The following is a 24,394-nucleotide window of genomic DNA, read 5'->3' on the forward strand; positions in this document are numbered from 1 at the left end:
GCGGTCACACCGTGAGCGCGAAGTTGGGGTTGACGCCATACAGCGCCAACGCGGCGGACAACACCACAACCTGTACCGACACCAGCGAGAAGCGCATCGAGCGGCCGACGGCCTCACCGACGCCGACCGGCCCGCCGCCGGCGTTGTAGCCGTAGAAGCAGTGGGTGATCATCACGACCGCGGTGATGATGATCGCCTCCAAGAAAGACCAGAACACGTCGTCGGGACGCAAGAACGTCCGGAAGTAGTGCTCGTAGGTTCCGTTCGACTGCCCGTAGATCACCGTCGTGGTGATCTGCGGGGACAGGAACGTCATGATGATCGCCATCGAGTAGATCGGGATGATGACGACCAGCCCTGCCATGATCCGGGTCGAGGCCAGGAACGAGATCGATTTGATGCCCATCACTTCCAGGGCGTCGACCTCCTCGCTGATGCGCATGGCGCCCAGCTCCGCCGTGGCGCCGGCGCCGACCGTGGCGGCCATGGCAATGCCGGTGACGACGGGCGCGGCGATGCGCACGTTGATCAGCGCGGCGAAGAAGCCGGTGAACGCCTCGACGCCGATGTTGCCCAGCGAGGCGAAGCCCTGGATGGCGACGAGCGAGCTACCGGACAGCGTCACGAAGCCGACGATTGCGACGGTGCCGCCGATGACCGCCATGGCGCCGGTGCCCATCCCGATCTGGGCGATGAGTCGCAGGGTCTCTTTACGGTAGTTGCGCAGCGCGTGCGGGATGTGCCCGACGGCGAGGGTGCCGAACCACGCCATCTGGCCGATGTCGTCGAGACCGCGGGCCGCGGCGAGGCCGTAGCGGTTGAGGTTCTCTGCCGCCCGAGGGAATCGGGAGCGAAAGACGGCGGAAGTCGACATGTCAGTGCCCCGTCCCGAACCGCACCCCGATCGTGGTCAGCACCACGTTGACCGCGTAGAGCGCGACGACGCAGAGCACAACGGTCTCGTTGACCGCGGTGCCCAGGCCCTTGGAACCGCCGCGCACGGTCAGGCCGCGGTAGCAGCCGACCAAGCCGGCGATCAGGCCGAAGATGGCGGCTTTGACAGTCGCGATGACGACCTCGGGCAGGCCGGTGATGGTGGTCAGGGTAGCCAGGTACGCGCCGCCCGACACGTTCTGCAGGTAGACGCCGAACAGGTAGCCGCCGACCAGGCCCACGGTGATCACCAGGCCGTTGAGCAGGGTGGCGACCAGGGTCGCGGCGATAACGCGAGGCACCACCAGCCGGTGGATCGGGTCGATGCCGAGCACTTCCATCGCGTCGATCTCTTCACGGATGGTGCGGGCACCCAGGTCCGCGCAGATCGCGGTCGAGCCTGCGCCGGCGACCACCAGCACCGTGGTCAGCGGGCCGAGCTGGGTGACGGCGCCGATCGCGGCGCCGGCGCCGGACAGGTCGGCCGCGCCGAACTGGGCGAGCAGGACGTTGAGCGTGAAGATCAGCAGCACAGTCAGCGGGATCGACACCATGATGGTCGGCAGGAACGCCACCCGCATGATGAACCAGCATTGCTGGATGAACTCGCGGTACTGGAACGGCCAGCGGAACAGCGCCTTTCCGGTGAGCACGCACATCCGGAAAAATCCCCCGACAAGCGTCAAGGGCGTCTCCAGTTGGTCGCGTACATAGCTGACCAAGTAGGGACCCCGCCGACTTGTCGACGTTGAAGTCACCGCTGCCCCCTCTGGCCGTCACCGCGCGCCTCCTGGCGTCGCGGCGGATCGTCTAGCACGCCTCGCCCCCTCACCGTCCCCCGCAAGCGGGCGGCACCCCCAGTGCGGCCGGGGGTGCCCCCACCTCGCCCCGGCTTGATGCCTGTGACCATCGGCTCCCTACTGGCAAGTAGTAACGGAGACCACAGGAATGTACCCGATGGCCAAGCACGTGTGAACCGCATCTGCACAATTAACCCTTCGCCAACAGCTGGCAAACGTTACAGCTCCCGTCAATTTTCCTTTCTGCTCCTAAAATCTCTTGCCCTAGAATGGATTTAGTCGATTTCTCCGACGCCGTAGCGGACCCGCAGTTCAGTCTTGAGCACCTTCCCAGCCGGGTTGCGCGGCAGCGCGTCGACGATCTCGAGCGCCTTGGGATGCTTGTACCGCGCCAGCCGCTCGGTCAGAAACTCATCGAGCTCGTCGAGCCGTAAATTGTCGCCAGCGACAGCGGCGACCGCGATGGGCACCTCGCCCCACTTGTCGTGAGCACGGCCGATCACGGCGACCTCGACGATGCTGGGGTGGCTGGCGAGGACGTTTTCCACCTCGGCGCAGTAGATGTTCTCGCCGCCGGAGATGATCATGTCCTTCTTACGGTCGACCACCCACACGTAGCCGTCCTCGTCCATGCGGACGAGGTCGCCGGAATGGAACCAGCCGCCGGCGAACGCTTCCGCCGTGGCCTCCGGGTTGTTCCAGTAGCCGCTCATCAAAGTCGGTGCGCGGTAAACGATTTCGCCGACCTCACCGATCGGCACGTCGTTCATGTTTTCGTCGACGACGCGGGCGGCCACGGTGGGGATCACCTTGCCGACCGAGCCGCGCTTGCGGATGGCGTCTTCGCCCAGCAACATGCACGTGACCGGCGACATCTCCGTCTGGCCGAAGGCGGCGAGGATCTGGGTGCCGGGGAATCTCGCCGACATCTCCCGCAGCAGCGCGTCGGGAGCCGGTGCGGCGCCCCACGAGATCACCCGCAACCTCAGGTCACGCGGGCGGGCGTGCTGTTCGGCGCAGACTGCCTGCCACTGGGCGGGCACCAGGAAGATGCCGGTGACCTTCTCCGCGGCGAGCACGTCGAGCAGCTGCCCGGGTTCGAACGCGCCGAGCGGGTAGATCACCGTCGGGATACCGAGCAGCACCCCCGTCAGCAGGTTGCCGATGCCGGCGATGTGGAAGAACGGCACACCGACGAACCCGACGTCGTTGTTGATGTCCGCGCCGTTGGTGTACAGCCCGGTCATCGTCTGGCCGGTCAGGTTGGTGTGGGTCAGCACGGCGCCCTTCGACCGGCCCGTGGTGCCCGACGTGTACATGATCAGGGCCGGCGAGTCGTTCGGGATGTCGACGGGCCGGTGCTGTTGGCCGGGCTCGTTGATCAGGTCCTCGTAGCCGAGGACGCTGTCGTCGGTCGAGCCGCCGGCCACCACGATGGTGCCCAGCAGCGATTCGATGTCGCGGACTCCGGTGGCCACCGGGGCCAGCACGGGTTCGGTGATGATGACGCGGGCTTCGCAATCCTGGACCAGGAACGCGATTTCGGGCGGGGTGAGCCGGAAGTTCAGCGGGACCGCGATGGCGCCGAGCATGTTGGCGGCCAGCACCGACTCGACGAACTCGGTGCGGTTGAGCATCAGGATCATGACCCGGTCGCCGAAGCCGACACCCCGGCGGCTCAGCGCGTCGGCCAGCGACGACACCCGGTCGCGCAGTTCGCCCCACGTCAGGGTTTTGCCCACGAAACGCAGCGCCGTCGCCTTCGGCTGCATCAGCGCGTGCCGCTCGAGCTGGTTCACCCAGTTCTGTCGCCGGGCCAGGTACGGCTGCTCGTTCGCCTGTGTCGGATGGTTCGCCAATTGCGCGGTCAAAACTCAGCACTTCCCTTCACTCGCGCACCGCTTGCGCCAGGTTGATATTTGATAAAACTTGGTGTTGTGTGGGTCACACTATGGCGTTGACGGTCTACTGACAAGTCCCAGTTAACGCCCGTCAACACGTAAACCCCGTCCCGCCAAGCCCACGAAAGCCCTGGCAGCCCCCGTGAACGCACCGATGTCAATGCAGCCGAGGAGTCGGCGGCCGCTACGCCGGGCGCAGTTGTCCGATGAGGTGGCCGGTCACCTGCGGGCGGCGATCATGTCCGGATCCCTGCGCCCGGGGACGTTCATCCGGTTGGACGAGACCGCGGCCGAGCTCGGGGTCAGCGTCACCCCGGTGCGCGAGGCCCTGCTGAAGCTGCGCGGCGAGGGCATGGTGCAGCTCGAACCGCACCGCGGCCATGTCGTGCTGCCGCTGACCCGGCAGGACATCGAGGACATCTTCTGGCTGCAGGCATCGATCGCTCGCGAGCTGGCGGCCGCGGCCACCGACCACATCACCGACGCCGAGATCGACGAGCTGGACCGGATCAACGATTCGCTGGCCGCGGCCGTGGGGTCCGGCGACGCCGAGACCATCGCGGGCATCGAGTTCGCGTTCCACCGCGTCTTCAATCAGGCGAGCGGCCGGATCAAGCTGGCCTGGTTCCTGCTCAACGCCGCGCGCTACATGCCGGTGCTGGTCTACGCCGCCGATCCGCAGTGGGGAGAGGAGGCGGTGGACAACCACCGCCAGCTGATCGCCGCGCTGCGCCGCCGCGACACCGCCGCGGTGATCGAGCACACCGTGTGGCAGTTCACCGACGCGGTGACTCGGCTGACCGAGATGCGCGACCGCACCGGGATCTTCGACTAGCTGTGATCGCGAGCGTGGCCGCAGCAGGTCGCCACTACAGGCCGTAGCCGGGCGCAGCGGGTCGGCGCGATCAGGACCAGCTAGCTCGAGGCCAGCTGCTCGGCGCGCTGCTTGAGGCTTTCGGCCAGATGGTCGAGCACGTTGTTGAGGAGTTGCTTCACCATCGGTGCCGGAACCGGCATGGAGGTTTCGACGTCGAGGTCCACCGTCAGCAGGCTCGACGCCCCCATCGACACCACGCTGAACAACTGCTCCTGCTTGGTGAACAGGTCGCCCTGCTGCAGGACGGTCTGGATCTGGTTTTCGCCCGGGTAGTACACGGCCTGGATGAACATGCTCTGCATGCCCTGGTAATCGGTGTCGAGCCGCAGCTGGCTGGGGCGCCCGTCGTCGTAGCGGGCAAGCACCCAGAGGCCCTTGATCTCCTCGTTCCACTGCGGGTAGGCCTCGAAGTCGCCGACGATCTTCATGATCAATGCGGCGTCGGCGGTCACCTCGACGGTCTTGCTCATGACTGGCATGCGCGAAGCATAGCCGGGCCCGCGGTGCGTCCATGCGGTGCCGTCGCGGCCCCGTTCGGTGACGAAAGCCCAGGTGCCAGGCCCTTATTGGTGGACTATTGGTCAACGGTGGCCGTGGCCAGCAGCGCGCGGACGGCGTCGGGAATCGGGACGGACTTGCGGGTGACCCGGTCGACGTAGACATGCACCCAGTGCCCCAGCGCGGTGACGGGTTGCGCCTTGCTTTCCGCGGCGTCTGTCCGGAACACGCCCAGCCGGTAGGTGACGCTGCTGCGGCCCAGCCGCGTGACGGCCAGGCCCACCATGAGGTCCTGCGGGAATTGCAGTTCGGAGAAGTAGCGGCAACCCGATTCGGCGACGATGCCCAGCGCGGGCGTGGTGATCGGGTCCAGCCCGGTGCTGGTGTTGATCCAGGCGTTGATCGCGGTGTCGAACAGCTGGTAGTACACGGCGTTGTTGAGGTGGCCGAACATGTCGTTGTCGGCCCACCGGGTTCCGACCGGCCACAGCACCGGAAAGTCGTTGCTGGTCAGCCCGTCCGGTGCGGGCGGAACTAAGGGAGCCGACGCCATGGTTGTATTCCAACATGCCTTCAATCCGGGGCGCCGTACTGGAGCACATCGGGTCACCTCGGCCCTACGCGCAGTCGCGGCCCATCGCCATCACCGAACTCGACCTGGCGCCCCCGGGGCGCGACGAAGTCCTGGTCCGCGTCGAGGCGGCCGGTGTCTGCCACTCCGACCTGTCGGTGGTCGACGGGAACAGGGTGCGGCCGGTGCCGATGTTGCTCGGCCACGAGGCCGCCGGGATCGTCGAGCGGGTCGGCGAAGGCGTCGACGACCTGGCCGTGGGTCAGCGGGTAGTGCTGGTGTTCTTGCCGCGGTGCGGCCATTGCGCGGCGTGCGCCACCGACGGCCTAACGCCGTGTGAACCCGGCAGTGCGGCGAACGGCGCAGGCACCTTGCTCGGCGGCGACATTCGGCTCAGCCGGGCCGGGCACCCGGTGTTTCACCATCTCGGCGTCTCGGGCTTCGCGACGCACGCGGTCGTCAATCGGGCCAGCGCGGTCGCGGTGCCCGGCGACGTGCCGCCCGACGTCGCCGCGCTGCTGGGCTGCGCGGTGCTCACCGGTGGTGGCGCCGTGCTCAACGTGGGGCATCCGCGGCCCGGCCAGACCGTCGCCGTCGTCGGGCTCGGGGGTGTCGGGATGGCGGCGCTGCTCACCGCGCTGACCTACGACGACGTGCGCGTCGTGGCCGTCGACCAGCTGCCGGAGAAGTTGGCGGCCGCACGCCGCCTGGGCGCCCATGACGCCTACACGCCGCAGCAGGCCGCGGATGCCGGGGTGAAGGCCGCGGTGGTGGTCGAGGCCGTCGGTCATCCGGCCGCGCTGGAGACCTCGATCGGCTTGACCGCGCCAGGGGGGCGGACCATCACCGTGGGTCTGCCGCCGCCCGCCGCGCGAATCAGCGTGTCACCGTTGGGTTTTGTGGCCGAGGGCCGGTCGTTGATCGGCAGCTACCTCGGCTCGGCGGTACCCAGCCGGGACATTCCTCGTTTCGTCGAGCTGTGGCAGTCCGGGCGGTTGCCGGTGGAATCGCTGGTGTCGTCGACGATTCCGTTGGAGGGTATCAACGAGGCGATGGACAACCTGGCCGACGGCACCGCCGTGCGGCAGCTGATCAGGTTCGACGGTTAGTCGTTGTGCAACGCGCCGGCCAGGACGTGGCCCTGCAGCGCGAACAGTCGTTGCGAGCCCACCCAATCCGGCAACAGCGAGTCGAACCCGTGACAGGCGCGCGCGAAGACGTGCAGCTCGGCGGAGGCCCCGGCGCGCAGTAGCCGCAGCGCGTAGTCGACCGCCTCGTCCCGAAACGGGTCGACCTCCGCGCAGGTGATCAAAGCCGGTGGTAGTCCGGCGAATTCGCCGCGCCGGGCGGGCACCGCGGATGCGGATGCGCCGGCCGGGCCCAGGTAGTGGCGCCACATCAGCTCGGCGCCCTCACCGTCGAACGCCGGGCTGGCGCGGAACTCCGCCTTGGACGGGGTGGCCCGGTCGTCGAGCACCGGTTGGTGCAGCAACTGGAACACCACCGGCGGCGCCGCGCCGTCGGTGGCCCGCTGCGCCAGGCACGCGGCCAGGGTGGCGCCGGCGCTGCTGCCCGCGACCGCCAGCCGCGCCGGATCCACCTCGAGCTCAACCGCATTCGCGGCCACCCAGCGCAACACGGCGTCGGCGTCCTCCAGGGCCGCCGGATGAGGATGTTCGGGGGCGAGCCGGTAGTCGACCGACACCACGGTGCAGCGGCCGCGGCGCGCAAGCTCCACGCATTGCACGTGATCGGTATCGAGGTTGCCCAGTGCGAATCCGCCGGCGTGGCAGAACACCACGGCAGGCGCCGGGCCCGCGGGCCCACCACGATAGATGCGCACCCCGACGTCAGCGGAGTCCGTCGGCACGCTGCCCTCGACGATCCGGAACCCGCGCGCATCGGTCTGCTCGGCGGTCTGTCGGCGGCGTTCGTTGAACGGTTCCCGGGTGAGTTGGATTGCGGCCAGCGAGAAGTCGGTGCGCGTCGTCGCGACCTCACGCAGCGCGGGGTCCAGGCGATCGGCGCCGTCCAGCCCCGTCACCGCGCGCCCCGCTCCGGCGCGGTGACCGCGTCGGGCGCCGGCCTGATGGGCGCGGTGAAGAGGAAGTCGGTCGGGGTGAACCTGCGCGTCATGTTCCAGAAGGCCCGCGCGCTGCGCGGCCACTGGGTGACCACGCGGCCGTTGGGCGCGCGGAAGTAGCTGCTGCACTGGGTGGTCCAGACGGTGCCCACCATCCATCGATCGATCTTGGCGACGAAGTCGGCCAGCGCGGCGGGCCGCACAGCGACGTAGCGCTTGCCCCTGCGCCGCAGGTATTTCAGTGCCCGCACGATGTAGCGTGCCTGCGCCTCGAGGATGAAGATGACGCTGTTGGAGCCGACATTGGTGTTGGGTCCGTACAGCATGAAGAAGTTGGGGAATCCCGGCACGGCCATGCCGAGGTAGGCGTGCGCCCCGTCTTGCCACACCTCCCGCAGGGTCATTCCCCCTTCGCCGGACACGTCCAGTTCTGCGAGATAGTCGGCCGCGGCATAGCCGGTGGCGCAGACCACCAGGTCCACCTCGCGTTCGGTGCCGTCGTCGGTTACCAGGGATCGGCCGCGCAGGGCGCGCGCCGGGCTGGTCACCACTTCGACGTTGGGCCTGGTCAGTGCGGACAGGTAGTCCGAGGAGAACACCAGCCGCTTGCAGCCCATCGGGTGCTCCGGGGTGAGCTTACGGCGCAATTCCTCGTCGTCAACCGTCTTCTCGAGGAGTCCGAGCGCGACGGCCTTGAATTGCTCGGTCTTTTCGCTGCCGTGCTCGATCACCGCAATGTTCGATTCGCTGCGTAGCCACAGCCGGGCCCGGTAGAGCTTTTTGGCCAACGGGAGGTGCGCGAACAGCCAGCGTTCGTGCCGCGTGTAGTGCCGGTCCGGCTTCGGCAGGATCCAGGTCGGCGACCGTTGCACCGAATACACCTTGTCGGCGACCTTCGCCAGCTCGGGGATCAGCTGGGAGGCCGTCGAACCGGTGCCCAGCACGGCGATCCGCCTGCCTTCCAACGGTATCGAGTGATCCCAGCGCGCCGAGTGCATCACCGTCCCGGCAAAAGGCTCTTCTTCGATGAGGTCGGGAAGCAGCGGCCGGGTGAACAGCCCGACCGCCGACACGACGACGTTGAAGTGGTGCTGCTCGCCCGATGCGGTGGTCAGGCACCACAGCTGGCCGTCCGGATCCCATCGCGCCGCTGTGATTTCGGTGCGTAGCCGCAGGTGTGGCCGCAGGCCGTACTTGTCGGCGCAGCGCTGGAAGTAGTCCAGGATCTCGGGCTGCCCCGACCACAGCCGTGACCAGTCGGCGTTCAGGTCGAACGAATAGGAGTAGAGGTGCGATTTGACGTCGCACGCCAGGCCCGGATAGGTGTTGATTCGCCAGGTGCCCCCGACGCCGTCCTCCCTGTCGAAGATGGTGAACCGGTCAAAACCGGCCCGTGACAGCATGATTCCCAGCGCCAGCCCGCCGGGCCCGGCACCGATGATGCCGACGCTCATCGGATCTGCAGGCATTGCCCACCGTCGATGATGAGTTCGGAGCCCGTGATGAACGACGCCTCGTCGGAGACCAAAAAGGCCACGGCGTCGGCGACTTCACCGGCCTCGCCGATCCGCCCGAACATCGACGCCTCGGCCAGCCGCGCCTGGGCCACCTCGTCGAGCATCGAGGTGGCGATCGGCCCGGGGAAGACGGCATTGACCCGGATGCCGGAGGGTGCGAGTTCGGCGGCGACGGTCTGGGTCAGTCCGCGCAGCGCCCACTTGGACGACCCGTAGGCGCTGTGCTGCGGGAAGGGACGGATCGCACCGGTGCTGCAGATGTTGACGACCGACGCGTTCGACGCCTTCCGTAGTTGTTCCAGCGCCGCGCGCATGCCGAGGAACGGGCCCAGACAGTTGACGCGCCAGGCGGTTTCGAAACCGTCGGTCGTCTCCTCGGTCAGCGACGCCCGATGCAGCACGCCGGCGCAGTTGACCAGCGCGCTCAGCGACCCGAAGCGCCCGACGACCTCCGCGACCACGGAGTCCCACTGCTCCGGCGAGGTGACGTCGAGCTCGAGGGCGATCAGGCCGTCGTCGCCTGCTCCACCGACCGCGGCGCGGAGTTCGTCGATTCGCCGATCGCAGGCGGCCACCGAGAATCCCTTGCCGCGCAGGCGGTTGGCGATGGCTAGGCCCTGTCCCCCGGCGGCGCCGGTCACCAGTGCTACGCGTTGGTTCATGCTGGATTCACCTCGGGGCTGTTGGCCAAGCCGGCGCTGGTGACGAAGCGGCAGCGGCGCCGCGCAAAGCGCCACTGCCCGCTGGTGTGGGCCAGTTCGTCGTCGTAGATCGCGGGCCGCAGCTGCAGGTCTCCCGCGCGGACGAACAGCACCTGCGATCTGGCGGTGGCCCGCTCCCCGACGACCTCGATCCGCGCGCTGCCGTTCAGGTGCAGGCCGCGGGCCGCGGCGCGGAACATGCCCGCGATTTCTTCATGGCCGGCGAAGGTCTTGCCGTAGACCAGAAATTCGCCGTCGGGCGCGAACAGCTGCACGCACTCGTCGACGTCGCCGACGTCAAGCGCCAGGGCGTATCCGGCGAGCAGTTCGCGGATCGCGGCCTCATCGTCGCGGGCGTCGCCCGTCATCGCGTCGCCTCACGCAGGTGCTCCGCGGCGCCGCGTCGCAGCGCCTGTGACTCTGCGGCCAGGGTGATCATGCCGAACCCCAGCTGCGCCATGGCGTGACCCGTCTTGCCGTCCCCGGCGTGAATGCCGGTGACCAGGCCCGCGTCCGACGCCGCCCGATGAATGCGCACGATCGCGTCCAGCACATCGGGATGCCGGGTGGCGCCGACGACGCCGGCCCCGAGTGAAATGGCGAGATCGGCCGGGCCGACGTAGATTCCGGTGAGTCCGTCGACGGCGCAGATCTCGTGGATACCGGCCAGCGCGGCCGCGGTCTCGATCATCGCGAACACGCCGACTCGTGACTCGTGGGCGGCGGGGTCGTGTCCGAGGCTGGCGCGCAGCGGGCCGAAGCTGCGCACGCCCCTCGGCGGGGAGCGGGGGGCGGCCACCGCGGCGGCGGCCTGGTCCGCCGACTCGATCATCGCGATGACGACGGCGTCGGCACCTGCGTCCAGCGCCCGTCCGATCGGCGCCGCACCGGCGTTGGGCAGGCGCACCACGGTGCCAACGGGCACGTGCTCGGTGCGGCGCAAGATGCGGGCGATGTCGGCGTCGTCGAGATAGCCGTGTTGGGCGTCGAGACCGACGTAATCGTAACCGGCGCAGGCGAATTCCTCGGGGCCCAGCTCCGTCGGGCCGGTGACCCAGCCGCCGAAGATCGGGGCCTTGCGGCTCAGCGCCTGCTGCAGGTTGCTCGGCGAAGTCATGATCGTCTCATTCCGCGATCGCGATCTTGATGCGTTCGGGGTCCGGCCGGCAGGCCAGCTCGAAGGCGTCCTGCACTCCGTCGGTGCCGAACGTGTGGGTGAGGTAGGCGCCCAACAGCCAGGGGTGCTCGGCGGTGAACTTGCCGGCGAGCTCCAGCATGCGTCGGCGGTCCAGCGTCACACCGGATTTCAGGGTGAGGTTGTTGCGCAGCATCGTCCGCATGCTGATCGGATACATCTCGTCGTCGGCGACGCCGAAGTAGAATACGGTGCCGCCGGGGGCGGCGGCGTCGATGGCGTGGTTCAGGGTGGCGACCTGGTGGCCGACGGCCTCGATGACGACGTCCGCGCGGTCGCCGGGTCCGAGCTGGCTCACCCAGCGGTCGCTGGTGGCGCGCACCGGGTCGTCGACGCCGAAAGCCCTTGCCAGATGGTGGCGATCGATCGGGTCGACCCCGGTGACCCGCCGCGCGCCCGCCGCCGTGGCGACGTAGGAGAACAACAGGCCGATCGATCCCTGGCCGATGATTGCGACGTGCCGGCCGGCCAGGTCACCGAGCTGCTCGCAGGCGTAGAGGACGCAGGCCAGTGGTTGCAGGCCGACCGCCTGGGCGGGGGTCAGCGCCGGATCGTACGGCGCCAGCCCGTCACCGTTGCTGACGATGCGTTCCATCAGGCCGTCGAATCCCGACGCCCAGCCGACCACGTGATCGCCGGGGCGGTGTGCGGGGTGCCGACTGGCGATCACCTCGCCGGCGACCTCGTGGATGGGGAAGCCGTCCTTCTCGGGTCCGCTTCGGCCGTCGTCGCCGGGGATCCGCCCCCTGGCACCGCGAAAGGCCGGCAGATCGCTGCCACAGACACCCGCGGCCAAGAACCGCAGCAGCACCTGCCCATCGGCCAGGCACTCGGGAGTCTTGTCGTCAATCGTGTTGCGCTCGAACAGGTACGGGGCGATGATCCGGTGGGACCACACGTCAGACCTCCACCGGAATGCTGTTCCAGCCCCACTGGAAGCTGGACGGCAGCCGGGTTGCCATTTCAGCCTGGATCGCGTAATCCGGCACGCGGCGCAGCCACTCCTGCAGCAGCACAGCCACTTCCAGCCGTGCCAGGTGGTATCCGATGCAGAAGTGCTGGCCGCGGCCGAACGCCAGGGAGCGGCGGATGGGCCTGTCCCAGATGAATTCGTCGGGCTCGGGGTATTCCCGCTCGTCGCGGTTGGCCGAGGCGAGCAAGGTGATGACGCGCTGGCCCGGATTCAGGGTCTGGCCGTGAATCGCGAAGGGCTTGCGCACCGTTCGGGCGAACCATTGCGCCGGCGCACAGAATCGGATCATCTCGTCGCGCGCGACGAGGACGTTGTTGTCCAGGTCGGCGCGCACGGCGGCCAGTTGGTCGGGCCGCCGGCTGAGCTCCCAGAGCCCGTGCGCGACGATTTTGGGCACCGTCTCGGTCCCACCGATGAAGATGCACAGCATCTGGGTCGCGACTTCCATGTCGTCGAGCGCGCTGCCATCGGGCAGGTGATAGCCGAGCAGGCCATCAACGACGTCGAGCGGTCCCCCGGACGGATCGGCGCGGCGGCGCTGTACCGCGGGCAGCAGATATTCGAAGTAGTTGGGCCGCGCTTGGCCGGTGTCCACGCCTTCGCCGGGCTGTGCGAGGCTGCCGGCGTTGACCGTGGCGAGAACCCGCGGCGCGAGATCTGCTGGTATACCACATAATTCGCAGACGATGGCGGCCACCACGATGCCACCGTAGTCCTGGGTCAAATCGAACGTACCGCCCGGGATCAGGGCGTCGAGGCGTTCGTTGGCCAGCGTGCGGATCCGGCCCTCCAGGTCCGTGACAGACCGCGGCCGGAACGGGCGGGAGTGGGTGCGCCGGATCTCGCCGTACAGGTCCGCGTCGAACATGGCGTGAAACGGCAGCGGGTGCAGCGGCGGGTCGTCGACGGGGCCGCTGTTGTGTTGCGCGAGAACCGATGCCGGTGGCAGCGTGCCTTCCGAGGCGACGAACGTGCCGTTGTTGACCTCCAGCACCGTCCAGATGTCGTCGAAGCGCGACAGCGCGAAGGTGTCCCACTGCGGCATGTAGTACACCGGATGGTGGTCGCGCAGGGTTCGGTAATACGGCAACGGATTCGCCATCACCGCCGCGTCGAAGGGATCGTAATGGAAGTCGGTCGTGTTCACGGGGTTTCGTCACTCCGTCATTGCAGTGGCGATGGCGGGAGGGCCTGCAGAATGGAGTCCTCCCAACCGTCGCGTAACGCGGGAGCCACGCTCATCCATGTGACGATCTCGGCCGGTGGGCTCTCCTTCCAGGACGGATAGTGTTCGGCGAAACAGTCCCAGCCGCCGTCCAGCGCCCAGTAGTGGACGACTTCGTTGTAGCGGAAGGTCGTAGTGAACGAACCTAGCCAGCGCTTACCGGTGCGTTCCGACCACGGAACGTAGAGCCGCTCCAGTTCGCGGATGTAGTCGTCCTGACGCCCGGGCTTGGTCTGCATGATCTCTTGAATCACCAGCGGCGCAGTGAAATTCGCGTCGCGAAGCTGGGCCAGCGTCTTGTTGCTGGGGCCGGGGTACATGATGCGGCCCTCCCCCGAGGCGCCGATGTCGGCCAGGAACGCCGACCATTTGCCGGACGAGGCCTCGTGGCTGCCGCCGCGGGCCTGCGCGGCGCCGATCCTGGCGTAGTCGGCGAAGCCGTCGATCTCCCAGATGACCGTCACCTGCGGCCAGTGACCGTTGTACGGCGTGGATTCCCAGATCGCAAACAGCCGGGCGCCGAGCTGTTCCATCATCGGCTGATACGTGTCGGTGAAGATTTCGGTGAAGCGGTCGCTTCGCCCGGTCCCCAGCGAGATCGTCTCGTGCAAGTAGAGCAGTGTGTGGCCGAAGTATTTCTTCATGGGCTAGTCGAGCCGGATCAGCTCTGAGTCGGCGCCCGAGCCCACGTCGCACAGCAGCGTCTCGGTGGCATCGACGGTCGCGCCCGGAATGCCCGCCGCCGCAAGCGCATAGCCCTTGAACATGCGAGCCGCGCCGCTGAGCAGGTGCTGCGCCCGGGTCGTCGCGCGGTTCACGCCCAGGGGCCATCCCTCACCCCACAACGCGACCTCGATCAGCCGGTTGTCCAGCGACTCGAGCACGGCGTCGCGCACCCGGGCGTCGGCGGTGAAGACCTCGGCGCTGACGGCCAGGCTGGTCGAGCCCGTTCCCAGCCCGGCGAGTTCGGTCTCGAGGTCGGCTGCCCGCACCCCCAGGATCCGCAGCGACCGGGTGTCGCAGCCCCGCGGCAGCAGCACGGTCACTTCCCAGCCGGCCATGGCCCGGTCGTAGAGCCAGCCGCCGGCGGATCGCACGACATCGACGGCGTTGGCCGCGACGACGTCGAGCCGGTAACGCAGACCCTCGCCGTTCGCGCGGGTTGCTTTCGCGGCGCCGGTCTTGCTGATGTCGAACGTCGGAGCGACCATCGATCCATTCCTCACCACCACCCGCTGCCGATCGGCCGGCGGGTCTCAAGCGCTTGTCATGGGCTTTTCAAGGGCTGGAGCCGCGTCACGCGTCGGGCGATGCGGCTCACCGGACAGCGTGACACTTCTGGCGAAATTTGTAAAGGTCCTCGGCGGCCCGTCAGGACCCGCGGCGCGCTTCGAGGTCGGCCAGGACTTCCGCGGTGTGCTGCCCGAGTTCCGGTGCCGGAGAACGCGGAGCCCACGGCGTCCCATGGAAATCCGCGGGTGTGGCCACCATCGGCACGGCGGCGTCGCCGTCGGGGACGTCGACGATGCCGCCCGCGGCGTGGAACTGTTCGTCGGCGACGACGTCCTCCAGCGTGTTGATCGGCGACCAGAAGAAATCCGGTTCGCCGGCGAAGACCTGCGCCCACTCGTCGAGCGGCCGCGTCGCGAAGATTTCGTCCAGCTCGGCGATCAGCACGGTCGAGTTGACGGCCCGGGCGCGGGCATCGGCGAACCGGGGGTCGTCGCGCCACTCGGGCCGGCCCACCGCACGGCACAGCGCCGGCCAGTGCCGCTCGGGCTCCAGGCCGACGATCCAGAACCGCCGCCCGTCGGCCGCGGCGTAGTTGTTCATGCACGGGTTGCCCATCGTTTCGCGCTGGCCGATCGCGATCGGCTGGCCGCTCATCAGATAGGTGTTGAGGTCGAAGCTCACGGTGTAGGCGCCCTGCCGGTAGAGCGAGGTGGTCACCAGCTGGCCCGTCCCGGTGCGTTCGCGCGCGAGCAGGGCCGCGCACACGGCCGCGGCCATCGTCATCCCGGCGGAGTGGTCGCCCATCCCGCCGCGCTGAAACGGGGGCGTGTCGCCGGGCCGGGTGAGCAGGTGGGCCACCCCGGCCCGGGACCAGAACGCGGCGACGTCGAACGCGGCCCGGTCGGCGTCGGGTCCATCTTCGCCGTACCCGGTGATGAGCCCGTAGACCAGCCGCGGGTTGGCGGCCGACACCGTCTCGAAGTCCAGGCCGAGGCGCCGCAGCGCGCCGGGGCGCACATTGGTCAGGAAAACGTCTGCGTCGGTGAGCAATTCGAACGCGGTGCCGCGGCCCTCGTCGGTTCCCAGGTCCAGCACGACGCTGCGCTTGGACCGGTTGTCCATCTCGAACGGCGGATTGACGCCCAGATCGCAACCCAGCATCCGGCCGAACATGCGCGCCGGATCACCGGTAGGCGGTTCGATTTTGATCACGTCGGCGCCCCAGTCCGCCAGGATGCCGCCGGCGGCCGGTCCGGCCACCCAGACCCCGAGTTCGACGACTTTGACGCCTGCTACCGGTCCCGCCATGGATAAGTTCCTACCCTGTCGGCGCGCCGGGGCGCACGGCTCCCCCCGGCGGTGCGGCCTCAGCTCGTCACGCGCGGCTCGCGCACCGCGGAGGTGCCGTCGGGTGCGCGTGACCACCGACACCGGCGCACCGGGAAAGCGCTCCGCCGACATCCGGATCCGACGCGCCGCCCCATCCGGGCGCCGCACGTGATTGGGTGGAGGGCAAGCAACCGGGAGGAACGCATGACTCTGGTGGCCGGGCGCGGTCCGCTCAGCAGCGATCCCGCGGGGCGCTTCTCGCCCCCGATACCCGACGATGTCGTGTACGTCGAACCGCACCCCCGGCGCGTGCAGGCCGTCAAGGACGGCCGCGTGGTGATCGACACCGAACGGGCGCTGATGGTGCACCGGCGCGGCCGGCCGCTCAGCTACGCCTTCGCGGCCGACGAGGTCGGCGACCTACCCAGCGAGCCGGAACCCGAGGCACCCGGTTTCGTCCAGGTGCCCTGGGACGCGGTCGACACCTGGCTCGAAGAGGGGCGCAGGCTCGTGCACTACCCGCCCAACCCTTATCACCGCGTCGATTGCCGTCCGACCCAACGCCGCCTGCGCGTCCGCGTCGCCGACACCACGCTGGTGGACACCGACGACACGGTGATCGTGTTCGAGACCGCGCTCGCCCCACGGCTCTACGTCGATCCGGCACACGTGCGCACCGATCTGTTGCGGCGCTCCGAGACGGAGAGTTACTGCAATTACAAGGGTTTCGCGACGTATTGGTCGTTCGACTCGGGCGATGATGTCGTCTCCGACGTCGCGTGGTGCTATCCCGGCCCGCCGCCGGAAAGCCTGCCCATCAGGGGATTCCTCAGCTTCGACGACACCCGCGTGGAGATGACGGCCGAGCTGCCGGTCAGCGGCCGTAGCTAGGACGCCCCAGACCCAGCTCGTGCTGGGCGATCATGTTGCGGAACACCTCCATGGTGCCGCCGTAGATGCCAGCCGGCACGCCGTGCCGGAAGATGAACTCGATGGCGCCGTCGTCCGCGGAACCCGTTGTGTCGGTGGGCAATGCCGATGCCGTCCCCAGCAGGTCCATCAATTCCTGGGTGACCTCACGCATTGTCTGGATGAGCGCCACCCGCCCGTACATTCCCGGAGTGGACATGGCCGCCTCGATGCGGGCCATGCTGCGCCCGAGCCGGTATTTCGTGGCGTCGTCGTCGATCGGGCGCCGACCGGCCGCATCGGGCGTGGCCAGGACCGCCGCGACCCCGTCGGCCGCCTCGGCCATCAGGTGGCCGTGCTCCGACAGCATCGAAATGTTCTGCAGTCCATGGTCTTCGGGATCGGTAATGCCATGCTCGGCGTCGAGGGCGAACCGCATCACCGTCCAGCCGCCGTTGACCTCACCGATCCGGTAGAGGTCATCGACCCGCACGTCGCTGTAGTACACGATGTTGGTGCGGTCACCGTCCACCGTGCGGATGCCCTGGATCTCGATGCCGTCGGAATCCAGCGGCACCAGAAACATGGTCAGGTTCTTGTGTTTGCGTCCCTGCGGATCGGTGTTGGTCAGCAGGAAGACGTACTCGGCGTTCTGCGCGTTCGAGGTGAACATCTTGGAGCCGTTGATCACCCAGCCCGATCCGTCCCGCACGGCGCGGGTCTTGCAGGTGGCGACGTCGGAGCCGCCTTCTGGCTCCGTGTAGCCCAGGCAGAGCCGGATCTCCCCGGACAGCACGCCCGGCAGGATCGCGTCGGCGAGTTCGGCCGCCCCGAATTGCTTCACCAACCGCGCGACGACCGCCGTGGTGCCCCAGTGGAACCACGGCGTGTGCGCGCGCCCGACCTCGAGGTGGAAGATTCGCCGGCGCACCGGGTTGAATCCCCCTTCGGACTCCAGCTTGTAGTCCGACGTCAGGTAGCCCTCTTCGCCCAGCGCCAAATGCACTTGCTCACTGAAGTTTTCGCCGGTCTCTCGATCACGGCGCCGCACCTCGTCGGTGACGTGTTTCGCGATGAACGCCCGGGTCTGGTCAAAGAAGTCCTGATCATCGGGCGAGAGCACCACACGGGAGAAGTCCATGAGAACGTCTGTGATCCAACTAGGCCGCGTCGACGACCAGGGTACGGAACCGGTCGAGCGTCTCGAGCGCGTGCGTGATGCTGTCGCCGGGTAGATGGATGCTGACCCACGTCACGCCCAGCTTCGCCAGCTTGTCCAGGCCCTCGAGGTAGGCGTCGGGGTTGAAGTCGTCGCTCGCGGGGTTGCCGCCCTCGAAGTTGGTGAAGGTGATGTCGATTCCAGACCAATCCCGCAGCGCCGCATCGCATCTGCGCCGCAGATCGTCGATGCCGCCGGCGAGCTTCTGCACGGAGTCGATGACGGCGGTGCCGGCCGTCTGGGCCAGCTGCGGGGGCGCGGGGAACGGACACCAGCCGTCGCCGTACCGGGCGACGCGCTGCCGTGATGACGACGTATTGCCGCCGATCCAGATCGGCGGATGCGGATCGCTCACCGGCCGGGGATGCGCGGTGATGCCACGCGCGTTGAAATGTTTGCCTTCAAAGGAGATATCGTCGCCGGTCCAGATGGCCCGGATCACCTGGAGGGATTCCTCGAACAGCTCGGCGCGCTCGTCGAAGCTCACCCCGAGTGCCGCGAACTCGCGCTTGAGGTAGCCCACGCCCACCGCGAGCGTGAATCGACCACCGGAGAGCAGGTCGAGGGTGGCGCCGGACTTGGCCACCACGAACGGGTTTCGGTACGGCAGCACCACGATGTTGGGGATCAGCCGCAGCGTGGACGTCGTGGCCGCCGCGAAACCCAAGGCGACAAAAGGGTCCAACGCGTCGTGGCCGCCGGCCTCCAGCCATCGCTGCGAGGGCGCCGGGTGATCGGTGAAGCCGAAACCGTGAATCCCGGCCGCCTCGGCCGCCGCGGCCACCTTGCCGATACCGTCCCCGCTCACCAGCTCCGGGTTGTACGGATGACTGTGCATCGGGTGGGTGATGGTGAACCGCATGGCCGTTAGAACCGCGCGCGCGAGTCGATCGCGGTGTCGCTGGTGCGCAGCGGGCGGATCAGCGCCTCCTGGGCGAAGGAGGCCAGCAGCTCACCCTCTTCCGAGTGCACGGTGCCGCGCACGTATGACATGCCCGCGCCGACCTGGGTGCTCTCGTGCGTGTAGAGCAGCCACCCGGTCCAGTCCACCGGTTCGTGGAACGCGACGGAGATGCTCATCGGTGCGGTCGACACGGTCAGGTGCGCCTGGGCGGTGCCGATGCCCTCGTGCGCCCGCATCGTGGTGGAGATGCCCAGATGGCCGGTGAAGTACGCGAGCAGTGCCTTGGCCAATTCGTCGCGGGTCGGGATCGGGTCGTAGTGCAGCCACGCGTAGAGCTCCGGCGGGCCGACCTCGTCGGGGCTGTTGACGTCGACGACGTCGACCAGGCGCAGCTCGCGGCCCACCATGGGCATCGGCGAGTGGTTGGCGTCCGCCGGGGCGGCCACCTCGGGGCGGGGCAGGTGGTGGCGGATGACATCGTCGGTCGGGACGTCGGCCAGCACGGTGATGCTCAGGCAGCGCCGGCCGTTCTGGTGCACGGCGACCACCGCCGTAGCGGTGGACCGGCCTTCGGACACGACGTCGACGACGAGTTCGATCGGCGGGCCGACGACGACGGCACGGGAGAACACGGCGTGCGCCGAGCGCACCGACTTGTCGGGGAATCGCTTCGCCACCGCGACGATCGCCTGCGCGAGCACCTGGGTGCCCTCCACCACCTGGCGTTCATCGCCTACTGCGATGCCGGTGTCGCCGGTGAACCGATCGTCCCCGTCGGCCCGCACGTCGAACAGATCCAGCAGGCCCTGCACGGTCCATTCGGTCTGCGCGGATTCTTCAGAAGCCTTCGTCAACCCACTCCACCTCTCGCGCTCGCGACTCAGCGCTCAGCGTGACACTTTGAGTAGGATTTGTAAAGATCGGCTAACAAGACGGCGGCCCCGCCGATCGACGGGACGGCGGAACGCACAGGGAGGCAACACCATTGGGCATCGTGAGCACCACTTCGGAGACCGCGTTCACGCAGTCCGCCGAGACGGTGTACGACTTCGTGACCAACCCGCGGAACTGGACCAAGACGTACCCCGGTCAGCTCTTTCTCCAGGCCAATCCGGCCAAGATCGACGCCTACCACGAGGCCGTGGCGCGGGAGCTCGCCCGATCGGCAGATTGACACCGGCACCCGCGGTGCATGACACTTTTTCGGTGTTTTGTAAAGCGGACCGATTTGCCGAAGGCGGGGACGAATGATTCCCGAGCCGGTGGCCAATGGATTCTGCTTCGGCGAGGGCCCGCGCTGGTTCGAGGGCCTGCTGTGGTTCTCCGACATGCTGGGCGAGGCCGTCCACACCGCGACCATGGGTGGCTCGCTGACCACGCTGCCGCTGCCCGGTCATTCGCCGTCGGGTCTGGGCTTCCGGCCCGACGGGTCGCTGCTCATCGCCTCGACCGAGGACCGGCAGGTGCTGCGCTATGACGGCGAAACCGTAGCCACCATCGCCGATCTCGCCGACCTGGCGCCGGCCAGCCTCGGCGACATGGTCATCGACGACGCGGGCCGTGCCTACATCGGCTGCCAGGCCCTCAGCGGTGGGGTCATCCTTCGTCTGGACCCCGACGACAGTGCGACCAGTGCCACTATCGTGGCCCGAGACCTCGACTTCCCCAACGGCATGGCGATCACCCCGGATCGCAAGACGCTGATCGTCGCCGAATCGACGGGCCGGCGGCTGAGCGCGTTTTCCATCACCGACGACGGCGCACTGTCCGACCGCCGGGTTTTCGCCGACGGCCTGGACGGCCCGCCCGACGGCATCGCGCTCGACGCCGAGGGTGGGGTGTGGGCGTCGATGACGCTGGCCCATCAGTTCGAGCGGATCGTGGCGGGCGGCACCGTGACCGACCGCATCGACATGGGTGACCGGGTCGCGGTCGCGTGCGCCCTCGGCGGTCCGCAGCGCCGCACCCTGTTCCTGCTGTCGAGCACGGAGGCCTATCCTCAGCGCCTGGTCGGCACCCGGCTTTCCCGGCTGGATGCCGTCACGGTGACCACTCCCGGCGCCGGCCTGCCCTGACCCGAGAGGTTGACAATGACCGACGCCTATTACGAGCTGATCGACTCGACAGGTGACGCCGCCGGGTTGGGCGAGAAGTTCCGGGCGACCGATCTGGCGCGCGGTACCTGGTCGGCGGCCATCCAGCACGGCGGTCCGGTGTCGGCGCTGCTGGTCCGGGCGCTGGAGCGGTGCGAGCAGCGCGACGACACGCGCCTGTCCCGGGTCGTCATCGACCTGTTGGGCGGGGTGCCGGCCGAGGGCGATCTGTGGGTGCGCGCCGAGGTGCAACGCCCGGGCAAGCAGATCGAGCTGCTCAGCGCGGAGATGCTGGCCCCCGGCCCCGACGGCACCCCGCGACCGGTGGCGCGCGCCAGCGGGTGGCGGTTGCAGCACCAGGACACGGAACCGATCGCGCACGCGCCGGCGCCACTCCCCCGGCCACGCGCCGAGGCCTTCAACCGCAACCTCAAGGCGCGGGACTGGGACCGCAATTATGTGCACAGCCTGGAGTGGCTGTGGCTGACCGAACCGCTCAGCGAGGGGCCCGGCGAATCGTGGATCAACCCGACCGTCGACCTGGTCAACGGCGAATCCATGACGCAGCTGGAACGGCTGTTCGCGGTGGCCGACTGCGCCAACGGCATCGGCAGCAAGCTCGACATCACCAAATGGACCTTCCTCAACACCGATCTGACTGTGCACGTATTTCGTGTTCCCGACGGCGACTGGATCGGCATTCGGGCGGAGACCAGCTACGGGCCGGACGGCATCGGGACGACCATCGGCACGTTGTTCGACGAGCAGGGCGCGGTCGGCGCCATCCAGCAGTCGGTGCTGGTGCGCCGGCGCCCGCCTCGGGCCTAACGTGGGAGCGAATGACCATGACACCTCGCCGACACTTCGTAAAGTTTGACTCATGAGCCAGCCGGCCCGGGCGACGACGATCGCCGAAACCGACACCTCGACGCGCCAGCGCATCCTGGCGGCCACCGCCGAGGTGCTCGGCCGCAACGGCAAGACCAAGCTCAGCCTGTCCGACGTCGCAACCCAGGCGGGCGTCTCCCGCCCGACGCTGTACCGCTGGTTCGCCTCCAAAGAGGAACTGCTGTCGGCCTTTTCGGCCTACGAGCGCCAGATCTTCGAAAGCGGTCTGGTGAAGGCCACCGCGGGGCTGAAGGGCGTGGACAAGCTCGACGCCGTGCTGCGGTTCATCGTCGAGTACCAGCATTCGTACTCCGGGGTGCGCATGGTCGACGTCGAGCCCGAGCACACCATCGCCCAGTTCTCCTGGGTCATCCCGCAGATGCGCGAGGGCCTGCAGCGCCACCTGCCCGGGCCCAACGCGGCGGTCAAGGCGGCGACGGTCATCCGGATTGCGATCTCGCACTACATCGTGCGAAGCGATGACGCTGAACAATTTTTGGCGCAGCTGCGGCACGCGGTGGGAATCAAGGCCGGCTAGTCGAACAACACCGCGGCGTTGAGATAGCCCGTCGGGTCCAGCGCGGCCTTGACCGTCCGCATCGCGGCGATGTCGGCGGGCCCGCGGGACATGGCGAGGTAGGGCCGTTTGCGGCTGCCGACGCCGTGTTCGGAGCTGACGTTGCCGCCGGATCGCGCGATGAGGTCCATCATCGGCTCGTATAGCACCCGCTCGCGGTCGGCCGGGCAGCGCAACACGTTCAGGTGCAGGTTGCCCTCACCGATGTGACCGAACAGCACCGGCAGCGCGTCGGGGGCATGCGTGTGAACCAAAGCGACTGCGTGCCTTTCGAATTCGCTGATCGCCGACAGCGGCAGCGAGACATCGAACTTCAGCGGGGGCCCGTACACGCCTAGCACCTCGGCCAGCGATTCGCGGACCTGCCACAACCGTTGCTGTGCAGCAAGATCCACGCCGACCGCGGGATCGGCGCGCATCGGCACGTCGTCGAGCAGCTCGGCCAGCCGCCCGGTCTGGTCGTGATCGGCGGCCAGTTCCACCAGCAGCAGCCACTCGCCGGTGACCGGGGCGCCGACGCCGCGGTGCTCCTGGGTCAGCGCGGCGGCCCGGCCGTCGATCAATTCCAGGGCGGCGATGCCGTCCACGTCGCGGAAGGTGCGCCCGGCGGCCACCAGCGCCTCCAGGTCGGCGAACCCGCAGATCGCCGTCACCCGGTGCGGCGGGGTGGCGTGCAGCCGCAGGTCCAGCTCGGTGATGACGCCCAGGGTGCCCTCGGCGCCCACGAACAGCGCCGGCAGGTCGTAGCCGGTGTTGTCCCGGCGCACCCGGCTGTGCCGGCGTAGCAGCGTGCCGTCGGGCAGGGCCACCTGCACGCCGACCACCTGTTCGCCCATGTTGCCGTAGCGGACCGTGCGCAGGCCGCCGGCGTTCGTCGATGCCATGCCGCCGACGGTCGCGGTGTCGCGGGCCGCCAGATCCACGCCGAACACCAAACCGGCCGCGCCCGCGGCCCGTTGCACCGCGGCCAGGGTCGCGCCGGCGCCGACCTCGACGCGGCGCTCCACGGTGTCGAGGTCACCGACGGCGTGCAGCCGCTCGGTGGACAACAACACGTCGTCGTGCTCGGGAACGGTGCCGGCCACCAGCGAGGTCCGGCCGCCCTGCACTGTCACGTGCGCCCCGGCGTCCCGGCACACCCGCAGCACCTCGGCGACCTGCTCGGCCGAGCCCGGCCGCACCAGCGCGCTCGCCTTGCCCCGGTACCGGCCGGTGTGGTCGACGCTGCGCGCCGCCAGCACATCGGGGTCGGTGACGACGTGGTTCGACCCGACCAGGCTCGCCAGACTGCGCAGCATGATCGCGGTTATAGCACCGCCCACGCGGGTCGCTCACACCGGCCGCGAATTGTGCGGCTTCAGTCCCGCGGTGGCGGCACCGCGCGGAAACACCCTTCGAAATGGCCGTTCTCGATCCCCACGGTCTGCATGAACGAGTGGGCGACGACGGGGCCGACATGACGAAATCCCGCCTGCCGCAACGCGCGGGCAAGCTGGTCGGACTCCGGACTGGTCATCCGACCGTCGGCCCAGCTCCGCAACCGGTGGTGTTGACGCGGTTGATGTTTCCAGGCCAGGCGCGCCAGCGAGTGTTCGATCAGCAGGCGAGCGTTGTGCAGCGTCGCCTCGATCTTTCGCCGATTGCGAATGATGGAGGTATCGGCCATCATTCGCTCGACGTCGCCGTCGGTCATCGCGGCCACCGCGGCCGGGTCGAACCCGTGAAACGCGGCGCGCAGGTTGTCCCGCTTGTCGAAGACGGTCCCCCAGGACAGGCCGTTCTCGAAATAGGTCAGCACCAATACCTCGAACAGCTCGGCCTCGTCGCGGGTCGGCTTGCCCCACTCGTCGTCGTGGTAGGCGATCAGATCGCGGCCCGTCTCGCTGGCCCAGCGACACCGGACGACGCCGTCGGCACCGGCCACCACGGTCGGTAGGTGTGCTGGCACATCCACGCCGGCCATGGCCT

At 68.5% G+C, this 24,394-nt stretch carries 26 protein-coding genes and 1 pseudogene; 7 read left to right on the plus strand and 20 right to left on the minus strand.

The window, feature by feature from the left end; genetic code table 11:
* Window positions 1–4: 4 nt before the first annotated feature.
* From B8W69_RS14895 to fadD5, 3 genes are all read right to left on the minus strand, one after another.
* Window positions 5–874 (minus strand): ABC transporter permease, encoded by an 870-nt coding sequence (locus B8W69_RS14895; protein WP_085290558.1) that lies wholly within the window; start codon window positions 872–874, stop codon window positions 5–7.
* 1 nt (window position 875) lies between these two features.
* Entirely contained in the window at window positions 876–1,691 is an 816-nt protein-coding gene (locus tag B8W69_RS14900; RefSeq protein ID WP_085290559.1) for an MlaE family ABC transporter permease, read from the minus strand.
* A 317-nt stretch (window positions 1,692–2,008) separates the two neighbouring features.
* On the minus strand, window positions 2,009–3,604 hold the full coding sequence (gene fadD5, locus B8W69_RS14905; RefSeq protein WP_085290560.1) for a fatty-acid--CoA ligase FadD5: 1,596 nt from the start codon (window positions 3,602–3,604) through the stop codon (window positions 2,009–2,011).
* 184 nt (window positions 3,605–3,788) lie between these two features.
* Here fadD5 and B8W69_RS14910 point away from each other — a divergent pair, with 184 nt between their 5' ends.
* A complete protein-coding gene (locus B8W69_RS14910) occupies window positions 3,789–4,469 on the plus strand; it encodes a GntR family transcriptional regulator (RefSeq protein ID WP_181447410.1) in 681 nt (226 codons plus the stop codon).
* A gap of 80 nt (window positions 4,470–4,549) precedes the next feature.
* Here B8W69_RS14910 and B8W69_RS14915 read toward each other — a convergent pair whose 3' ends face one another.
* Both B8W69_RS14915 and B8W69_RS14920 read right to left on the minus strand, forming a co-directional pair.
* The gene (locus B8W69_RS14915; protein WP_085290562.1) at window positions 4,550–4,990 is read right to left on the minus strand and encodes an SRPBCC family protein; all 441 of its coding nucleotides are present in this window, start codon (window positions 4,988–4,990) and stop codon (window positions 4,550–4,552) included.
* 95 nt (window positions 4,991–5,085) lie between these two features.
* On the minus strand, window positions 5,086–5,562 hold the full coding sequence (locus B8W69_RS14920; RefSeq protein ID WP_110881946.1) for an acyl-CoA thioesterase: 477 nt from the start codon (window positions 5,560–5,562) through the stop codon (window positions 5,086–5,088).
* Between the two features lie 14 nt (window positions 5,563–5,576).
* Between B8W69_RS14920 and B8W69_RS14925 the strand changes: the two genes are divergently transcribed.
* Window positions 5,577–6,689, plus strand: coding sequence for an alcohol dehydrogenase catalytic domain-containing protein (locus B8W69_RS14925; RefSeq protein ID WP_085290676.1), 1,113 nt, complete (start codon window positions 5,577–5,579; stop codon window positions 6,687–6,689).
* Here B8W69_RS14925 and B8W69_RS14930 read toward each other — a convergent pair.
* The 10 genes from B8W69_RS14930 to B8W69_RS14975 form a co-directional block, all read right to left on the minus strand.
* A complete protein-coding gene (locus B8W69_RS14930; RefSeq protein WP_085290563.1) occupies window positions 6,686–7,624 on the minus strand; it encodes an alpha/beta hydrolase in 939 nt (312 codons plus the stop codon). The two genes, B8W69_RS14925 and B8W69_RS14930, sit on opposite strands and share 4 nt — an antisense overlap.
* Window positions 7,621–9,132 carry a flavin-containing monooxygenase gene (locus B8W69_RS14935; protein ID WP_085290564.1) on the minus strand — a complete coding sequence of 504 codons (1,512 nt, stop codon included), beginning with the start codon at window positions 9,130–9,132 and terminating at the stop codon, window positions 7,621–7,623. Before B8W69_RS14935 ends, B8W69_RS14930 begins: the two co-directional genes overlap by 4 nt.
* On the minus strand, window positions 9,114–9,842 hold the full coding sequence (locus B8W69_RS14940; RefSeq protein WP_085290565.1) for an SDR family NAD(P)-dependent oxidoreductase: 729 nt from the start codon (window positions 9,840–9,842) through the stop codon (window positions 9,114–9,116). Before B8W69_RS14940 ends, B8W69_RS14935 begins: the two co-directional genes overlap by 19 nt.
* Entirely contained in the window at window positions 9,839–10,249 is a 411-nt protein-coding gene (locus tag B8W69_RS14945) for a nuclear transport factor 2 family protein (RefSeq protein ID WP_085290566.1), read from the minus strand. The genes B8W69_RS14940 and B8W69_RS14945 overlap by 4 nt, the downstream gene beginning before the upstream one ends.
* The gene (locus tag B8W69_RS14950; RefSeq protein WP_085290567.1) at window positions 10,246–10,998 is read right to left on the minus strand and encodes an HpcH/HpaI aldolase family protein; all 753 of its coding nucleotides are present in this window, start codon (window positions 10,996–10,998) and stop codon (window positions 10,246–10,248) included. The genes B8W69_RS14945 and B8W69_RS14950 overlap by 4 nt, the downstream gene beginning before the upstream one ends.
* Before the next feature lie 7 nt (window positions 10,999–11,005).
* Window positions 11,006–11,974: a zinc-binding dehydrogenase gene (locus tag B8W69_RS14955; RefSeq protein ID WP_085290568.1), complete on the minus strand. Its 969-nt coding sequence runs from the start codon at window positions 11,972–11,974 to the stop codon at window positions 11,006–11,008.
* Between the two features lies 1 nt (window position 11,975).
* Complete coding sequence (locus B8W69_RS14960) at window positions 11,976–13,151, minus strand: cytochrome P450 (RefSeq protein ID WP_165762620.1); 1,176 nt, start codon at window positions 13,149–13,151, stop codon at window positions 11,976–11,978.
* Window positions 13,152–13,213: 62 nt separating this feature from the next.
* Window positions 13,214–13,918 (minus strand): NIPSNAP family protein, encoded by a 705-nt coding sequence (locus B8W69_RS14965; protein WP_085290570.1) that lies wholly within the window; start codon window positions 13,916–13,918, stop codon window positions 13,214–13,216.
* Window positions 13,919–13,921: 3 nt separating this feature from the next.
* Window positions 13,922–14,485 (minus strand): hypothetical protein, encoded by a 564-nt coding sequence (locus B8W69_RS14970; protein WP_085290571.1) that lies wholly within the window; start codon window positions 14,483–14,485, stop codon window positions 13,922–13,924.
* A gap of 160 nt (window positions 14,486–14,645) precedes the next feature.
* Window positions 14,646–15,815 carry a CaiB/BaiF CoA transferase family protein gene (locus tag B8W69_RS14975; RefSeq protein ID WP_085290572.1) on the minus strand — a complete coding sequence of 390 codons (1,170 nt, stop codon included), beginning with the start codon at window positions 15,813–15,815 and terminating at the stop codon, window positions 14,646–14,648.
* Window positions 15,816–16,040: 225 nt separating this feature from the next.
* Between B8W69_RS14975 and B8W69_RS14985 the strand changes: the two genes are divergently transcribed.
* Complete coding sequence (locus B8W69_RS14985) at window positions 16,041–16,727, plus strand: DUF427 domain-containing protein (RefSeq protein ID WP_085290573.1); 687 nt, start codon at window positions 16,041–16,043, stop codon at window positions 16,725–16,727.
* Here B8W69_RS14985 and B8W69_RS14990 read toward each other — a convergent pair.
* The 3 genes from B8W69_RS14990 to B8W69_RS15000 are packed head-to-tail and all read right to left on the minus strand — an operon-like array spanning window position 16,711 to window position 19,722.
* Window positions 16,711–17,886 (minus strand): acyl-CoA dehydrogenase family protein, encoded by a 1,176-nt coding sequence (locus B8W69_RS14990; protein ID WP_085290574.1) that lies wholly within the window; start codon window positions 17,884–17,886, stop codon window positions 16,711–16,713. The genes B8W69_RS14985 and B8W69_RS14990 overlap by 17 nt on opposite strands.
* Before the next feature lie 19 nt (window positions 17,887–17,905).
* Window positions 17,906–18,826 carry an LLM class F420-dependent oxidoreductase gene (locus B8W69_RS14995; RefSeq protein WP_085290575.1) on the minus strand — a complete coding sequence of 307 codons (921 nt, stop codon included), beginning with the start codon at window positions 18,824–18,826 and terminating at the stop codon, window positions 17,906–17,908.
* Between the two features lie 5 nt (window positions 18,827–18,831).
* On the minus strand, window positions 18,832–19,722 hold the full coding sequence (locus B8W69_RS15000; protein ID WP_085290576.1) for an acyl-CoA thioesterase: 891 nt from the start codon (window positions 19,720–19,722) through the stop codon (window positions 18,832–18,834).
* A gap of 131 nt (window positions 19,723–19,853) precedes the next feature.
* On the opposite strand from B8W69_RS15000, the pseudogene B8W69_RS15005 reads away from it, so the two are divergent.
* The 4 genes and pseudogenes from B8W69_RS15005 to B8W69_RS15020 all read left to right on the plus strand — a co-directional run.
* A pseudogene (locus tag B8W69_RS15005) lies at window positions 19,854–19,982 on the plus strand (SRPBCC family protein); the annotation flags it as partial.
* A 133-nt stretch (window positions 19,983–20,115) separates the two neighbouring features.
* A complete protein-coding gene (locus B8W69_RS15010; RefSeq protein WP_085290578.1) occupies window positions 20,116–20,943 on the plus strand; it encodes an SMP-30/gluconolactonase/LRE family protein in 828 nt (275 codons plus the stop codon).
* 15 nt (window positions 20,944–20,958) lie between these two features.
* On the plus strand, window positions 20,959–21,789 hold the full coding sequence (locus tag B8W69_RS15015) for a thioesterase family protein (RefSeq protein WP_085290579.1): 831 nt from the start codon (window positions 20,959–20,961) through the stop codon (window positions 21,787–21,789).
* Between the two features lie 52 nt (window positions 21,790–21,841).
* Window positions 21,842–22,387: a TetR/AcrR family transcriptional regulator gene (locus B8W69_RS15020; protein WP_065074654.1), complete on the plus strand. Its 546-nt coding sequence runs from the start codon at window positions 21,842–21,844 to the stop codon at window positions 22,385–22,387.
* On the opposite strand, the gene B8W69_RS15025 is transcribed toward B8W69_RS15020, so the two are convergent.
* Window positions 22,384–23,724, minus strand: coding sequence for an FAD-binding oxidoreductase (locus B8W69_RS15025; protein ID WP_085290580.1), 1,341 nt, complete (start codon window positions 23,722–23,724; stop codon window positions 22,384–22,386). The genes B8W69_RS15020 and B8W69_RS15025 overlap by 4 nt on opposite strands.
* 59 nt (window positions 23,725–23,783) lie before the next feature.
* Complete coding sequence (locus B8W69_RS15030) at window positions 23,784–24,389, minus strand: DNA-3-methyladenine glycosylase I (RefSeq protein ID WP_085290678.1); 606 nt, start codon at window positions 24,387–24,389, stop codon at window positions 23,784–23,786.
* Window positions 24,390–24,394 lie beyond the last annotated feature (5 nt).

It is taken from the genome of Mycolicibacterium vulneris (assembly GCF_002104765.1).
In the GTDB taxonomy this organism is placed as follows: domain Bacteria; phylum Actinomycetota; class Actinomycetes; order Mycobacteriales; family Mycobacteriaceae; genus Mycobacterium; species Mycobacterium vulneris.